At 38.8% G+C, this 14,419-nt stretch carries 16 protein-coding genes; 15 read left to right on the top strand and 1 reads right to left on the bottom strand.

Annotated features, from left to right (window positions below; all coding sequences use genetic code 11):
- Positions 1 to 219 precede the first annotated feature (219 nt).
- From deoB to lysA, 15 genes are all read left to right on the top strand, one after another.
- On the top strand, positions 220 to 1,404 hold the full coding sequence (gene deoB / locus A2U94_RS17560) for a phosphopentomutase (protein ID WP_025909096.1): 1,185 nt from the start codon (positions 220 to 222) through the stop codon (positions 1,402 to 1,404).
- A gap of 16 nt (positions 1,405 to 1,420) precedes the next feature.
- On the top strand, positions 1,421 to 2,248 hold the full coding sequence (locus A2U94_RS17555) for a purine-nucleoside phosphorylase (RefSeq protein ID WP_025909095.1): 828 nt from the start codon (positions 1,421 to 1,423) through the stop codon (positions 2,246 to 2,248).
- Between the two features lie 93 nt (positions 2,249 to 2,341).
- On the top strand, positions 2,342 to 3,646 hold the full coding sequence (locus A2U94_RS17550) for a pyrimidine-nucleoside phosphorylase (RefSeq protein ID WP_062954738.1): 1,305 nt from the start codon (positions 2,342 to 2,344) through the stop codon (positions 3,644 to 3,646).
- A 113-nt stretch (positions 3,647 to 3,759) separates the two neighbouring features.
- Positions 3,760 to 4,926, top strand: coding sequence for a D-alanyl-D-alanine carboxypeptidase family protein (locus tag A2U94_RS17545; RefSeq protein ID WP_025909093.1), 1,167 nt, complete (start codon positions 3,760 to 3,762; stop codon positions 4,924 to 4,926).
- 108 nt (positions 4,927 to 5,034) lie between these two features.
- Positions 5,035 to 5,385, top strand: coding sequence for an anti-sigma F factor antagonist (gene spoIIAA / locus A2U94_RS17540; RefSeq protein WP_025909092.1), 351 nt, complete (start codon positions 5,035 to 5,037; stop codon positions 5,383 to 5,385).
- Positions 5,385 to 5,828: an anti-sigma F factor gene (gene spoIIAB, locus A2U94_RS17535; protein WP_025909091.1), complete on the top strand. Its 444-nt coding sequence runs from the start codon at positions 5,385 to 5,387 to the stop codon at positions 5,826 to 5,828. Before spoIIAA ends, spoIIAB begins: the two co-directional genes overlap by 1 nt.
- 12 nt (positions 5,829 to 5,840) lie before the next feature.
- Positions 5,841 to 6,599: an RNA polymerase sporulation sigma factor SigF gene (gene sigF, locus A2U94_RS17530; RefSeq protein WP_025909090.1), complete on the top strand. Its 759-nt coding sequence runs from the start codon at positions 5,841 to 5,843 to the stop codon at positions 6,597 to 6,599.
- 136 nt (positions 6,600 to 6,735) lie between these two features.
- Entirely contained in the window at positions 6,736 to 7,356 is a 621-nt protein-coding gene (locus tag A2U94_RS17525) for a stage V sporulation protein AA (RefSeq protein WP_025909089.1), read from the top strand.
- A complete protein-coding gene (locus tag A2U94_RS17520; RefSeq protein ID WP_025909088.1) occupies positions 7,346 to 7,768 on the top strand; it encodes a stage V sporulation protein AB in 423 nt (140 codons plus the stop codon). The genes A2U94_RS17525 and A2U94_RS17520 overlap by 11 nt, the downstream gene beginning before the upstream one ends.
- Positions 7,769 to 7,785: 17 nt before the next feature.
- Positions 7,786 to 8,244 carry a stage V sporulation protein AC gene (gene spoVAC / locus A2U94_RS17515; protein WP_025909087.1) on the top strand — a complete coding sequence of 153 codons (459 nt, stop codon included), beginning with the start codon at positions 7,786 to 7,788 and terminating at the stop codon, positions 8,242 to 8,244.
- A gap of 18 nt (positions 8,245 to 8,262) precedes the next feature.
- Positions 8,263 to 9,276, top strand: coding sequence for a stage V sporulation protein AD (spoVAD, locus tag A2U94_RS17510; RefSeq protein WP_025909086.1), 1,014 nt, complete (start codon positions 8,263 to 8,265; stop codon positions 9,274 to 9,276).
- A 2-nt stretch (positions 9,277 to 9,278) separates the two neighbouring features.
- The gene (gene spoVAE / locus A2U94_RS17505; protein WP_025909085.1) at positions 9,279 to 9,629 is read left to right on the top strand and encodes a stage V sporulation protein AE; all 351 of its coding nucleotides are present in this window, start codon (positions 9,279 to 9,281) and stop codon (positions 9,627 to 9,629) included.
- 10 nt (positions 9,630 to 9,639) lie between these two features.
- Complete coding sequence (gene spoVAEA / locus A2U94_RS17500; protein WP_061784729.1) at positions 9,640 to 10,221, top strand: stage V sporulation protein SpoVABEA; 582 nt, start codon at positions 9,640 to 9,642, stop codon at positions 10,219 to 10,221.
- On the top strand, positions 10,199 to 11,680 hold the full coding sequence (locus tag A2U94_RS17495; RefSeq protein ID WP_025909083.1) for a spore germination protein: 1,482 nt from the start codon (positions 10,199 to 10,201) through the stop codon (positions 11,678 to 11,680). The genes spoVAEA and A2U94_RS17495 overlap by 23 nt, the downstream gene beginning before the upstream one ends.
- Before the next feature lie 165 nt (positions 11,681 to 11,845).
- Positions 11,846 to 13,165: a diaminopimelate decarboxylase gene (gene lysA / locus A2U94_RS17490; RefSeq protein ID WP_025909082.1), complete on the top strand. Its 1,320-nt coding sequence runs from the start codon at positions 11,846 to 11,848 to the stop codon at positions 13,163 to 13,165.
- A gap of 31 nt (positions 13,166 to 13,196) precedes the next feature.
- Here the strand turns inward: lysA and A2U94_RS17485 are convergent, their stop codons facing one another.
- Positions 13,197 to 14,060 carry a DUF1002 domain-containing protein gene (locus tag A2U94_RS17485; RefSeq protein WP_373688723.1) on the bottom strand — a complete coding sequence of 288 codons (864 nt, stop codon included), beginning with the start codon at positions 14,058 to 14,060 and terminating at the stop codon, positions 13,197 to 13,199.
- Between the last annotated feature and the right edge of the window lie 359 nt (positions 14,061 to 14,419).

Raw genomic sequence — 14,419 nt, 5'->3', positions numbered from 1 at the left:
AGCAATGTCGTTCTTTAAATGAAAACACTTTCATTTTCTATGTACAAATAAGAAAAAACCTTTTATACTATGGAGGTCAGACTTCTGACCAATAAAGATTATGGTTAAACTTTTCCTTAAAGGGAATTTTATAATATATTGGAAACTATACGATTACAGTATTGTTTATTATAGCTTCATGAGTGAAGTGAATTTTACAACAAAGATGGAGGAATGAAGATGTTATCATCTACATACAAACGCGTATTTCTAGTTGTGATGGACTCTGTAGGAATTGGTGAATCACCAGACGCGGAAAAGTACAATGACTTGGGAGCAGATACACTAGGGCATATTGCAGAGCATTGTAACGGCTTGGATATGCCGAACATGAGCAAGCTTGGCCTAAGTAATATCCGTCCAATTAAAGGAATTGAAAAAGCAGAACAGCCGTTAGCAGTTTACACAAAGATGCAGGAAGCTTCAGCGGGTAAAGATACAATGACGGGTCATTGGGAGATTATGGGGCTTAATATCGATACACCATTTAACGTGTTTCCAGATGGATTTCCAGATGAGCTTATTAAAAAGCTAGAGGATAAGACAGGACGTAAAATTATTGGTAACAAGCCTGCGTCAGGAACAGAAATTTTAGATGAGCTTGGAGAAGAGCATGTGAAAACAGGTGCGTTAATTGTCTATACTTCAGCAGATTCAGTGCTACAGATTGCAGCTCATGAAGAAGTGGTGCCGCTTGAAGAACTATATGAAATCTGTGAGTATGCTCGCAAAATTACGCTAGACGACCCATATATGATTGGGCGTATTATTGCTCGTCCATTCCTTGGAGAGGCGGGGAACTTTACACGTACAGCAAATCGACATGATTATGCACTAAAGCCGTTTGGACGCACAGTCATGAACGAATTAAAAGATAGCAATTTTGATGTTATTGCTATTGGGAAAATCTCTGATATCTATGATGGTGAAGGTGTGACAAAATCACTTCGTACAAAGTCAAACATGGATGGAATGGATAAGCTAATCGACACATTAAAAATGGACTTTAACGGATTAAGTTTCTTAAACTTAGTTGATTTTGATGCGTTGTTTGGTCATCGTCGTGATCCAGAAGGATATGGAAAAGCTCTTGAAGAATTTGATGATCGTTTAGCAGAGGTATTCCCGTTATTAAACGATGATGATTTATTAATCATTACAGCAGACCACGGAAATGACCCAGTTCATCATGGTACAGATCATACGCGTGAATATGTTCCAATGTTAGCCTATAGCCCAAGTATGAAAATTGGTAAAGAGATTGACGTGCGCTCAACGTTTGCTGACATTGGAGCGACGGTAGCTGAGAACTTTGGTGTGAAGATGCCACAGTTTGGAAAAAGTTTTTTACGTGAACTAAATTAAGAGAGTGGGGAAAAAGATGAAGCGAGATGTAATTCATACAGCAGCAACATATATTCAAGGTAAAACGACAATTCAACCAACAATTGGATTGATTTTAGGATCAGGTTTAGGCGTATTAGCTGATGAGGTTCAGGACGCTGTAAAAATTCCATATAATGATATTCCCGAGTTTCCGGTATCAACAGTTGAAGGTCATGCGGGTCAGCTTGTAATTGGTACAATTCAAGATGTACCTGTCATTGCAATGCAAGGGCGCTTTCACTTTTACGAAGGATACTCTTTAGAAAAAGTAACATTTCCAGTGCGCGTTATGAAAGAGCTTGGAATTGAAACAATTATTGTGACGAACGCAGCGGGAGGCATAAATGAATCCTATAATCCTGGAGACTTAATGCTTATCTCAGATCATATTAACAACTTTGGAACAAATCCTTTAATTGGACCAAATGACAGTGAACTAGGCGTTCGTTTTCCAGATATGTCAACAGCCTATTGTCCAAAGCTACGTGCATTAGCAAAAGACGTAGCTAGTGAGCTAAATATTGCTGTTCAAGAGGGTGTATATGTAGGAAATACTGGTCCTACGTACGAAACGCCAGCTGAAGTTCGTATGCTACGCGTTGTAGGCGGAGACGCAGTGGGGATGTCAACTGTGCCGGAAGTAATTGTTGCTCGTCATGCAGGCTTGCGCGTCCTAGGTATTTCATGTATTTCAAATATGGCTGCAGGAATTTTAGATCAGCCCCTTCACCATGATGAAGTAATTGAAACAACAGAAAAAGTAAAAAAACAGTTCCTAGCACTAGTAAAAGAAGTTGTAAAACAAATTCCACAACACTCATAAAAAGGGAGTAGCTGTTACATATCATGTGACAGCTGCTTTTTAACTAATGGTGAATCCGTTTTCAAAAACCTATTTTAAAGGGGACTTACGAACATGAGAATGGTAGATTTAATTGAAAAAAAGCGTGATCGCAAAGAACTTACAAGAGAAGAGATTCAGTTTATCGTTAAAGGTTTTACAGATGGAGACATTCCCGATTATCAAATGAGTGCTCTTTCTATGGCTATTTTCTTTAATGGGATGACAGAGCAAGAGCGTGCAGATTTAACAATGTCAATGGTGGACTCCGGTGATGTCATTGATTTATCAGCAATTGAAGGTATTAAAGTTGATAAACATAGTACAGGGGGAGTAGGAGATACAACAACTCTTGTTCTGGCGCCTTTAGTGGCAGCTGTAGGTGTACCGGTAGCGAAAATGTCGGGACGTGGCTTAGGACATACAGGTGGGACAATTGATAAGCTAGAAGCTATCTCAGGCTTTGATGTAGAAATTAGTAAGCAAGAATTTATTGATTTGGTTAATAAAAACAAAGTGGCTGTAGTTGGTCAAACAGGAAATTTAACGCCAGCTGACAAGAAGCTGTACGCGCTTCGTGATGTAACTGCAACCGTTAACAGCATTCCTCTTATCGCAAGTTCAATTATGAGTAAGAAAATTGCTGCGGGGGCAGATGCAATCGTGTTGGATGTAAAAACAGGTGCTGGTGCTTTTATGAAGAGCTTGGATGAAGCAAAAGAATTGGCTCAAGCGATGGTGAATATCGGTAATAACGTAGGGCGTAATACAATGGCTGTCATTTCAGATATGAGCCAACCGCTTGGCTATGCAATTGGAAATGCACTTGAAGTAAAAGAAGCAATCGATACTCTACAAGGAAAAGGACCAAAAGATTTAGAAGAGCTGTGTTTAACATTAGGAAGTTACATGGTACTATTAGCTGAAAAAGCAGAATCGCTAACAGAAGCACGCCAAAAACTAGAAGAAGTAATAGCTAATGGAAAAGCGCTTGAAGCGTTTAAAGTTTTTTTAGAGTCACAAGGTGGAGACGGCTCTCTTGTAGATGATCCAACAAAATTACCACAGGCGAAACATATCGTGGAAGTTGAAGCAAAAACGGATGGCTATGTATCGGAAATTATTGCTGATTCTATTGGGACAGCTGCCATGTGGCTAGGCGCTGGTAGAGCAACAAAAGAATCGGAAATCGATTTGGCAGTAGGACTGGTTCTTCAAAAGAAAATCGGAGACTACGTGAAGGCTGGAGAATCACTTGTAACGATTCATAGCAACACAGAAGATATTGCCAAAGTAAAAGAAAGAATTTATGAAAGCATCAAGCTAAGTGAAGAAGCGGTCGAGGCACCTCCACTTGTATACGATACAATTCCTAAATAAATGATTGAAAAAGCATTGAGGTAACTCTCAGTGCTTTTTTATTTTGGAGCGGAGTATAAAGTCTTACAACGGTGGAAAAAATAGGTTTGTATAAAGAATGGAGGTTTGTGTAGATGAAGTGTAATATTATGAAACTACTCGTTGTCATCTTTTTATTCTCACTTATGACACAGCCTGTTTTAGCGAGTGAAAAAAAGTCTACGGAGTTAGCGGCACAAGCTAAATCGGCAATTTTAATTGAACGAGATACAGGGAAGGTTTTATATGAAAAAAATAGTGATCAACCCCTCCCACCTGCAAGCATGACTAAAATTATGACAATGATTTTAATTATGGAAGCGCTTGATAAAGGTGAAATTACGTTCAAAGATAAAGTTAGAGCAAGTGAATATGCAGCTTCTATGGGAGGTTCACAAATCTTCTTAGAGCCTGGTGAAGAGATGACCGTTAATGAATTATTAAAGGGAATTGCAATTGGATCTGGAAATGATGCATCAATGGCGATGGCTGAGCACTTAGCTGGTTCAGAGGATAAGTTTGTTGAAATGATGAACAAGAAAGCTAAAGAAATTGGCTTAAAACATACAAAGTTTCAAAACCCAACAGGACTGCCTGTTGACGATCATTATAGTACTGCCCATGACATGGCAATGATGGGAAAAGAACTATTGAAATATGAAGATATTATTAATTATACAAGTAAATATGAAGATTACTTAAGGGAAGATACTGATAAGAAATTCTGGCTCGTTAACACAAATCGCTTGGTGAAATTCTATCCGGGTGTTGACGGTTTGAAAACAGGGTTCACAGGGCAAGCCAAATACTGCTTAACGGCTACTGCTAAAAAGGGAAATATGCGTGTCATTGCAGTTGTATTTGGAGCGAATACGCCTAAAGAGCGAAATAATGAAGTAACAAAAATGTTAGATTATGCATTTAGTCAGTATACAACAACTCCTTTATATAAAAAGGACGCACCAATTAAAAAGGTAGAAGTTAATAAAGGAGAGCAAAAGTACGTAAATGCCGTAACATCAGAGCCGTTATCTGTTCTTGCGAAAAAAGGAACAACAGCTAAGGACATGAAGACAGAAGTCAAACTTGATGAAAATTTGAATGCCCCTGTAAAAAAAGGTGATGAAATCGGCACTATTACCATCAAGAAAGATGGTAAAGTTATGAGCAAATCTCCACTTGTTGCGGAAGAAGACGTTGAAATTGCCTCGTATTGGCAGCTATTTAAGCGTACATTTTCACTATTTTCACAAACATCTTAAAAAAAAACGACTAACATTGACGAAATGCTACTAGTTTTGTCACTCAGAAGGAATACGTCTTCGCTATAGCGAAAGATTGACTATACGACTGATTAGGAGGTTTGTATAGTGAGTCTTTCTATAGAACTTGAATTAAAACAGGATGTGCTGTTAGTGCGATTGGGTGGAGAGTTAGATCATCATGCTGCAGAGCATTTAAGAACCCGCATTACACAAGAGTTAGAACAAAATGCGATTCAGCACTTAATTTTAAACCTTGAGAAATTAACGTTTATGGATAGCTCAGGTCTCGGGGTTATTTTAGGAAGGTACAAGCAGGTTCGAAACAACGGAGGAGAAATGGTTGTATGTGCAATCTCTCCACCGGTTGAACGCCTCTTCAATATGTCTGGGTTATTTAAAATTATTCGCTTTGAGCCAAGTGAACAAAACGCGCTGCAGAAGTTGGGGGTGGCATGATGAAAAACGAAATGCACCTTCAATTCTCAGCTCTTAGTCAAAATGAATCATTTGCACGGGTTACGGTGGCTGCTTTTATCACGCAGCTTGACCCTACAATGGATGAGTTAACGGAAATTAAAACAGTTGTGTCAGAAGCCGTAACGAACGCCATTATTCATGGTTATAACAATAACGCAGAAGGTATTGTACACATTGACGTTACGCTTCATGATAATGGAATGGTTGAACTTATTATTAAGGACGACGGTGTGGGAATTGATGATGTTAATGAAGCTACGCAGCCTCTTTACACAACAAAACCTGAACTTGAGCGTTCTGGCATGGGTTTTACAATCATGGAGAACTTCATGGATGAAATTAACGTCGTATCTGCGCCTTTAGCGGGAACAACTGTCTACTTAAAAAAACAATTAACAAATAGTAAAGCGCTATGTAATTAAGGAGACTTGCCGATGGATGTGGAGGTCAAAAAGGAAAAAAATGAGCCGTATTTAAAAGATCATGAAGTGAAAGACCTCATCAAGCGCAGTCAACAAGGTGATCAGAATGCTAGGGATACAATCGTTCAGAAAAATATGAGGTTGGTTTGGTCAGTTGTACAGCGATTTATTAATCGAGGATATGAGCCTGATGATTTGTTTCAGATTGGCTGTATTGGCTTGCTCAAGTCAGTCGACAAGTTCGATTTATCCTATGATGTGAAATTTTCAACCTATGCAGTTCCAATGATTATTGGTGAAATACAACGTTTTATTCGAGACGATGGAACGGTGAAAGTAAGCCGTTCATTAAAAGAAATGAGCAATAAAATCCGAAAAGCCAAAGATGAATTATCAAAAATGCTTGGACGGGTTCCCACTGTGGCAGAGGTTGCTGAACACTTGGATTTTACACCTGAAGAAGTGGTTATGGCGCAAGAAGCAAATCGAGCACCGTCTTCTATACATGAAACCGTTTATGAAAACGATGGTGACCCAATTACGCTTCTTGATCAAATTGCTGACCATAGTGAAGCAAAATGGTTTGATAAAATTGCATTAAAAGAAGCTATTGAAGAGTTAGAGGAACGTGAAAAGCTCATTGTATATTTGCGTTATTACAAAGATCAAACTCAATCAGAGGTTGCGTCTCGATTGGGGATTTCTCAGGTGCAGGTATCAAGGCTTGAAAAGAAAATTTTAAAGCAAATGAAGAGTCAAATGAATGAATAAAGAGCGGCAGGTTATCTATAACCTGCTGCTCTTTTTTTTGGTAATTAATGGTCTGTTGTGAAACTTTGAATTAGAAAATTTAAGTGAATACATACTACACGTACAAGGAGGATAACGAATTGTAGGTGTGATGTAAATGGATAATACTTTATATATCAAAATGAGACATCGTGTGCAGGTCGAACCAAATGCAGTGGTCAACCTTGGACAGCTAGCTCTCTTGATAAGTGAAGAATCAATTGAGAAAGAACTTGCTCAGCTCAGCGTGTATAAGGTGAAAAAGAGTGATCGTAACATTATCATCATTGATTTAATGAAAGTAATTGCATTAATAAAGAAGGCTTGTCCTCACCTTGATGTTCAAACAATTGGTCCTGCTCAAACGATTGTTGAAGTTGTTTATAAAAAAAAACAATCGTCTTTTATCGCATTTATAGCTGTCTGGTTTCTATTGTTTATTGGTGCGGCCATGGCCGTCATGAATTTTCATGAAGATGTTAGCATGCAGCAAGTGCATCAAAAACTGTTTTATATGCTCACAGGAATAAAGGATAAGCAGCCTTTAGTCATTCAAATCCCCTATTCATTTGGCCTTGGTTTAGGCATGATTCTCTTTTTTAACCACGTGTTTCGCAAGCGAATTAATGAAGAACCTAGCCCTTTAGAAGTTGAAATGTTCAATTATCAACAGGATTTAGATCAGTATGTCATTATGCATGAGAACAAAGAAAGTATGAAGAATTTAGATGATCGCTAACATCGTATTTACGATAATTGTAGGGTTTGCTAGTGGGCTAGCTGTAGGTGGAGGATTTGTGGCTTTTTTAACAGTGCTAGGCATTATTCCAAGGTTGATGCAGCTTACGAAAACAATGAAATATATTCAATTTTATGAGTGGGCTGTTGTTGGGGGAGCAGTAGCTGGTGGTTGGTGTAGTTTACATCAGTATACATGGAGCGTTCCTTCACTGTTTATTGGCATTATCGGGTTAGCGAGTGGAATTTTCTTTGGCATGCTAGCAGCTGCTCTAACTGAGATGCTGAATGTATTGCCTATCTTAACAAAAAGAATAGGAATGGATGGAAAGCTTATTCTATTACTAATGGCCATTGTACTGGGGAAGGTTTTTGGATCGCTTTTTCACTGGGTTTATTTTGTTAATCAATAAAAAGGAGTGGATAATAAGTGGCAGGTAATCAAAAGCTAAAAGATAACTATCAAGAGAATATAAAATCATTTCAACCAAATCCTCCTTATGTGTTGAATTGTCTCAAAGCTTTTATCGTTGGAGGGTTGATATGTGGGTTTGGGCAAGCTATACAAAACTTTTATATCACATTTTTTGATTTCACGACAAAAACAGCAGGAAATCCAACAGCCGCAACGCTTGTTTTAATTTCAGCAATCTTAACAGGTATCGGTGTATACGATCGAATCGGTCAATTTGCAGGTGCCGGATCTGCCGTACCGATTACTGGGTTTGCGAATTCAATGACAAGTGCAGCCCTAGAACATAGAAGTGAAGGGCTTGTTTTAGGAGTTGCAACAAATATGTTTAAGCTAGCTGGAAACGTCATCGTTTTTGGTGTTGTGGCTGCTTATATCGTCGGAATGATTCGATATATATTTAAAACATTTTTTTAGATAGAGGAGAGAAAGTAAATGAGAAAGGCTGGAAAACAAACATGGGTATATGAAAATCTTGTTTATATTAACGCAGCTGGTACAGCTGTTGGACCCAAAGAAGCTGACGGTCCATTAGGAAGTACCTTTGATATCACGCATAAAGATCTGCACTGTGAAGAAGCAAATTGGGAGTTAGCTGAGCGTAAGCTTATGCGCGAATCCATCGACTCATGTTTGGGGAAGATGAATTTATCGTATGAAGACGTAGATTTATTTTTAGCTGGTGATCTTTTAAATCAAAACGTAACGGCCAATTTTGTCGCAAGAGATCACCAAATTCCTTTTCTTTGTATGTTTGGAGCTTGCTCTACTTCAATGGAAACGTTAGCAACGGGAGCTGCGCTTGTAGATGCAGGGTTCGCCAACCGTATTATAGCGTCTGCCAGCAGCCATAATGCAACGGCAGAGAGGCAGTTTCGGTACCCGACTGAATACGGAGGGCAAAAACCAGACACTGCAACTGCAACAATTACGGGAGCAGGAAGTGCACTTGTTTCTAGACAAAAGAGTCCTGTTCGCTTGACCTCTGCTACTGTAGGACGAGTAATGGATTATGGAATTAAAAACCCTTTTGATATGGGTTCAGCTATGGCTCCAGCGGCTGCGGATACGATTCAAAAACATTTTGAAGATTTACAGATTTCTCCGGATCACTACGATTTGATCGTTACTGGAGATTTATCAGGCGTCGGTAGCCCAATTTTGAAACAGTTATTAAAAGATGAAGGGTATGACGTTTCAGAGAATCATAATGATTGCGGCTTGATGGTTTATCGGCCGAACCAAAACGTATTTGCTGGTGGAAGTGGATGCGGTTGCTCTGCTGTTGTCACATATGGACATCTGCTTAATGAATTAAAGTCAGGAAACTTAAAACGAATCTTTGTTGTTGCAACGGGAGCACTGCTTAGCCCAACGATGACGCAGCAAAAAGAATCAATACCAACCATTGCACACGGTGTTGTAATGGAACATGTTGAGGAGGGGTAATTGTGGATTATGTTATTGCTTTTGTGGTAGGAGGAGCAATCTGTGTAATCGGTCAGCTGTTGCTTGATTTTGCCAAGCTTACCCCTGCTCACGTTATGAGTTCCTTTGTAGTAATTGGAGCAATCTTAGATGGATTTGGGATTTATGATAAATTTATCGAATTTGCTGGAGCAGGCGCCACAGTTCCAATTACAAGCTTTGGACACTCGCTATTACACGGAGCTATGCATCAAGCAGATGAACATGGGTTTATTGGAATTGGTATCGGTATGTTTGAGCTAACGTCGGCAGGTATTTCAGCAGCTATTTTATTTGCTTTTATCATCGCGCTAATCTTTAAACCAAAAGGATAAGAGGTGTGATATGAAAAAAAGGCAAGTTATTTTAATTACAGATGGAGATGAATACGCACGAAAAAACATTGAGTACATTGCGAAAAAAGTGGGCGGCAGATGTATTTCAAAGTCCTACGGAAATCCAACGACTCTAACGGGTAAAGAAATTGTTGGCATGATTTTAGAAGCACCGTATGATCCTGTATTTGTTATGTTCGATGACAGCGGCTTTGTTGGCGAAGGTGCTGGAGAACAAGCGCTTAAGTATGTAGCGACAAATAAACAAATGGATGTATTAGGTGTTATTGCGGTAGCTTCTAGAACTCATCAAAGTGAATGGTCCAAAGTAGATGTTACAATCGACCGCTTTGGTGAACTAACGCATTATGGTGTGGATAAAAGTGGTATTCAAGAGTTGGAGGTTGGGCGAATAAATGGTGACACGGTGTACTGTTTAGATGAGCTCGATGTTCCGCTGGTTGTCGGAATTGGAGACATTGGTAAAATGGCACGCATGGATGATGTAAAAGCTGGTTGTCCAATTACAGAGCAAGCTGTACAACTGATTTTAGAAAGGAGTGGCTTCCGTGAGCAACAAAGTGGAAAATAAAACAAAGATTTTCCCAAAGATTCAACAAAATGATGAATGGTACAAAGAAAACGCTAGTATGATTACAAGCTTTGATGTAGGTGTTCGTAAACTTCTTATCCTAGGTCGAGAAGTGCATGTATACTACGTAACAGGCCTATGTGATAGTGCATTTATCATTGAAATTACCAAAGTACTTGTTCAAATTAATGATAATGAAGTTGAGCAGGCAAAATTAAAAGATATTATTGAAAACCGTTTAATTCATCAACAGGTTAAGCCTCTAAGAACACTGGATGAAGGAATGGATACCATTTTATCAGGTCTCATTTTTGTACTTATTGATGGAGAAGAAGTAGGCTTTGAAGTTGATGTAAGGATGTATCCAGGGCGTTCGCCAGAAGAACCAGATACAGAAAGAGTTATTCGCGGTGCGCGCGATGGATATACAGAAAATATTATTATCAATACAGCACTAACTCGTCGTCGAATTCGAGATGGAAGACTACGCTTTGAAATCTTTAAAGTAGGTGAACGTTCCAAACTGGACGTAGCAATTGGGTACATAGATGAAATTGCAGATCCTGGACTTGTGGAAATTATAAAAAAAGAGCTTACTTCTATCAAAGTAGACGGTCTACCGATGGCAGATAAATCGCTAGAAGAGTATATGGTCAAACAAGGTTTTAATCCGTTTCCTATGGTTCGCTATACGGAAAGACCAGATACAGCTGCTACGCATTTATTAGAAGGGCACGTTATTTTAATTACAGATACATCACCAAGTGTCATTATTACGCCAACTACGTTTTTTCATCATTTACAACATGCAGAAGAATATAGGCAATCTCCTGCTGTTGGGACGTTTATTAGGTGGGTAAGGTTATTAGGGATTTTAGCATCTGTATTTTTATTACCACTATGGCTATTATTTGTTCTAGAACCACAGCTTTTGCCGCCGGCACTTCAGTTTATAGGACCCAATGAGCAAACGAATATTCCAACTGTTATTCAAATCTTCTTAGCTGACTTAGGCATCGAATTCTTAAGGATGGCCGCCATTCATACACCAACTGCTCTAGCTACCGCCATGGGCTTAATCGCCGCTGTTCTCATTGGGCAGATTGCCATTGATGTAGGACTTTTTGTACCTGAGGTAATCTTATACGTAGCGGTAGCAGCAATTGGTACATTTGCTACTCCAAGTTATGAATTGGCCATTGCGAATAAAATAATTCGTTTAATGCTCTTAATAGGTGTAGCTGCTTTTCACACGCCTGGATTTGTTATTATGTCTACGCTGTATTTAATCTATCTCGTGAGCTTAAAGTCGTTGAACACGCCTTATCTATGGCCGTTTATGCCATTTAATCCTAAAGCGCTGCTTCAGATTATTATTCGCCCAGCGGTACCGTCTGCGAAATCCAGACCTAGCATTGTACACCCACAAGATAAAGATCGTCAGCCAGCAGATTCGTAAATCTGGTAGCCATCTCTTGTTTATTTAGCAATATGTAGTTGAAACCTGTAAAAAAATGTGATAGATTTGTTTTAATTATGTAAAATAATAAATTTTTAGACAGTTAGCAGCTCTTTATGCTGTCAGCTGTCTTTTTTACAATATATAAAGGAACGGGGTAGAAGGATGTTTTTACATGGTACAAGTCGCATTAATGAACAAGGTCATCTTGAAATCGGTGGTGTAGACGCGGTTAAGCTTGGTAAAGAGTTTGGAACGCCTCTTTACGTATATGATGTCGCTTTAATTCGTCAACGTGCTAGAGGGTTTAAAGAAACGTTTGAAAAACACAATATAAAAGCACAGGTAGCATATGCAAGTAAAGCCTTCTCGACCGTTGCGATGGTACAAGTGGTAGACCAAGAAGGCCTGTCCTTAGATGTTGTATCTGGAGGAGAGCTTTATACGGCGCTGGCGGCTAATTTTCCTAAAGAACGGATTCATTTTCATGGAAACAATAAAAGCCGAGCTGAGTTAGAGATGGCTATTAAAGAAGATATTGGGTGCATTGTTGTAGATAACTTTTATGAGATTGCGCTGTTACAAGAACTAACAGAACAGTATCGCAAAACGATGCCTGTATTATTGCGCTTAACACCAGGTATTGAAGCTCATACTCATGACTACATTCTCACAGGACAAGAAGATTCAAAGTTTGGTTTTGATTTGCAAAATGGTCAAGCTGATGAAGCAATTAAAGCTGTGATGGAAACCAGTGGAATTAACCTGTTAGGAATTCACTGCCATATTGGTTCACAAATCTTTGAAACAACAGGATTTGTCATGGCGACTCAGAAGCTTTTTTCAAAAATGAAAGAGTGGAAGGAAACAATTGGCTATGTACCGGAAGTACTTAATCTTGGGGGAGGGTTCGGAATTCGCTACACAGAGGAAGATCAGCCTATTCCTGTTTCCGAATATGTAGAAGTGATTATTGAAGAAGTTAAAAAGCAATCAGCTCAACTAGATGTTCCAATTCCTGAAATTTGGATTGAACCTGGCCGTTCACTCGTAGGAGATGCAGGTACAACACTTTACTCTGTTGGTTCACGCAAACATGTCCCGAATATTCGTGAATATGTTGCAATTGATGGGGGGATGAATGATAATATCCGTCCTGCATTATATCAAGCAAAGTATGAAGCTGCTCTTGCGAATCGAATGAATGATGTGAAAGATGAACTTGTATCGATTGCTGGGAAATGCTGTGAATCTGGAGACATGCTAATGTGGGACTTGTCGTTGCCAACAGCACGTCCAGGTGATATTCTAGCGATGTTCTGTACAGGTGCATATGGTTATTCAATGGCGAGTCAGTATAACCGTTTGCCTAAACCAGCGGTCGTGTTTGTTGAAGATGGAGATGCTCAGTTAGTTGTACAACGTGAAACATATGAAGATATTATTAAAAATGATTTAAAGTATAACGTTGCGTTAAAAAAGTAAAAAAACGGTTGCCTTAGAGGCAACCGTTTTTTTATGAGAATAAAGCTTTAATAGCATCAATGATACTAATAAAGAAGTTTTTTAGTTTATCAAGGAATGACTGTCCTTCTTCAGACTGCAAAAATGTTGTGACTTTCTCTTTAGTAGCTGATAATTGATCTTTAACTTGATTCCAATCAATATCTAAGTCTTTTAAACGATTGAAAAAGTCAACGAGTGTGTTCAGCTCAGAGTCTGTTAGGCTAATGCCTAAATCATTGGCTACACGCTCGATTAAAGCACGCAAATCATCTTTTGTTTGTGGATTTTCTTTGGCAATTTCTTCTTTTATTGTTGCCATAAATTCAGCTGCTTTTTCTTTTCCTACTTTTTCACCAAGTTCAGCTGTTTGAACCATCTCTTCATTGGCCGCTTTTTTAACCTCTTCAGGTATTTTTTTATTTGTTTGTACTTCATAGGCTTTCATAATTCCGGTTAATGCGGCAGTACCTGATACTTCAAAAGGTGCAGTAATTTTAATATCAGCGTCTTTTACACCTGCAGTCATTAACGCGTTTAGGTACATATCATCCGTAATGGATGTAATGTTTTGGGTGGCTACGCTTAAGCCTGAATCTTTTGCAGTAAGCGTAATGCTTGAAGATGAAATCGCTCTAGAGCCGATGGTTGCTTTTGGAATAAAGTCACCTAAATACTCATGTTCTTCTGCGTTAGACACAGTAATGGTTTGCGCATTATCTGGTGCTTCAAGGTCTTTTAATACTTTTTCTTTTTGCGCAATTGTTAAATCTTCTCCTAAAGTAACAATGACGTCACCTACAGCTGCGTCTGCAAGACTTTTTATTGGCGCTGTTAAAAACAAAATCAAGCTCATAGTAAGCAAAGCTATTTTTATATAAGGCTTCATAATTTTTTCCTCCTTTAACCATATCCTATTATAATACGATTTTAGATAATGCGATAGTTTCATCTCGCGCTACTTATTAAACGAAGAGACAACAAGAAACCTGAATTATTCATAGCTAACTAAAATCATTTCGTTTTTCAACTTTTGATCACGATGGTTTAAATTTTCGTGAATTTCAAATGGATGAATAGGTGAAGGAGTCTGGTTGATGCTTAAAAAATGGGGATTCACCTGTTTTTGGGCAGACTGATCCCTTGGTGCGGGTTCGATTTTTTAAAAAGGTGATTTAGTTGAGGGAAAGCTGCTGTACCTGGGTCAGTACGTCCGAAAAGAAGTGCGCATAGACG

It is taken from the genome of Bacillus sp. VT 712 (assembly GCF_001614195.1).
In the GTDB taxonomy this organism is placed as follows: Bacteria; Bacillota; Bacilli; order Bacillales; family Bacillaceae_H; genus Priestia; species Priestia flexa.
The sequence above is the reverse complement of the archived record's forward strand: the minus strand, read 5'-3'. Positions and strand labels throughout refer to the sequence as shown.

What these genes read in the sequence shown, in the direction of transcription:
- A2U94_RS17550 (WP_062954738.1), top strand. Translation starts at nt 2,342, where the DNA reads ATGAGAATGGTAGATTTAATTGAAAAAAAGCGTGATCGCAAAGAACTT.
- lysA (WP_025909082.1), top strand. Translation starts at nt 11,846, where the DNA reads ATGTTTTTACATGGTACAAGTCGCATTAATGAACAAGGTCATCTTGAA.
- A2U94_RS17520 (WP_025909088.1), top strand. Translation starts at nt 7,346, where the DNA reads ATGATCGCTAACATCGTATTTACGATAATTGTAGGGTTTGCTAGTGGG.
- sigF (WP_025909090.1), top strand. Translation starts at nt 5,841, where the DNA reads ATGGATGTGGAGGTCAAAAAGGAAAAAAATGAGCCGTATTTAAAAGAT.
- spoVAD (WP_025909086.1), top strand. Translation starts at nt 8,263, where the DNA reads ATGAGAAAGGCTGGAAAACAAACATGGGTATATGAAAATCTTGTTTAT.
- spoIIAB (WP_025909091.1), top strand. Translation starts at nt 5,385, where the DNA reads ATGAAAAACGAAATGCACCTTCAATTCTCAGCTCTTAGTCAAAATGAA.
- spoVAEA (WP_061784729.1), top strand. Translation starts at nt 9,640, where the DNA reads ATGAAAAAAAGGCAAGTTATTTTAATTACAGATGGAGATGAATACGCA.
- A2U94_RS17545 (WP_025909093.1), top strand. Translation starts at nt 3,760, where the DNA reads ATGAAGTGTAATATTATGAAACTACTCGTTGTCATCTTTTTATTCTCA.
- A2U94_RS17525 (WP_025909089.1), top strand. Translation starts at nt 6,736, where the DNA reads ATGGATAATACTTTATATATCAAAATGAGACATCGTGTGCAGGTCGAA.
- deoB (WP_025909096.1), top strand. Translation starts at nt 220, where the DNA reads ATGTTATCATCTACATACAAACGCGTATTTCTAGTTGTGATGGACTCT.
- A2U94_RS17555 (WP_025909095.1), top strand. Translation starts at nt 1,421, where the DNA reads ATGAAGCGAGATGTAATTCATACAGCAGCAACATATATTCAAGGTAAA.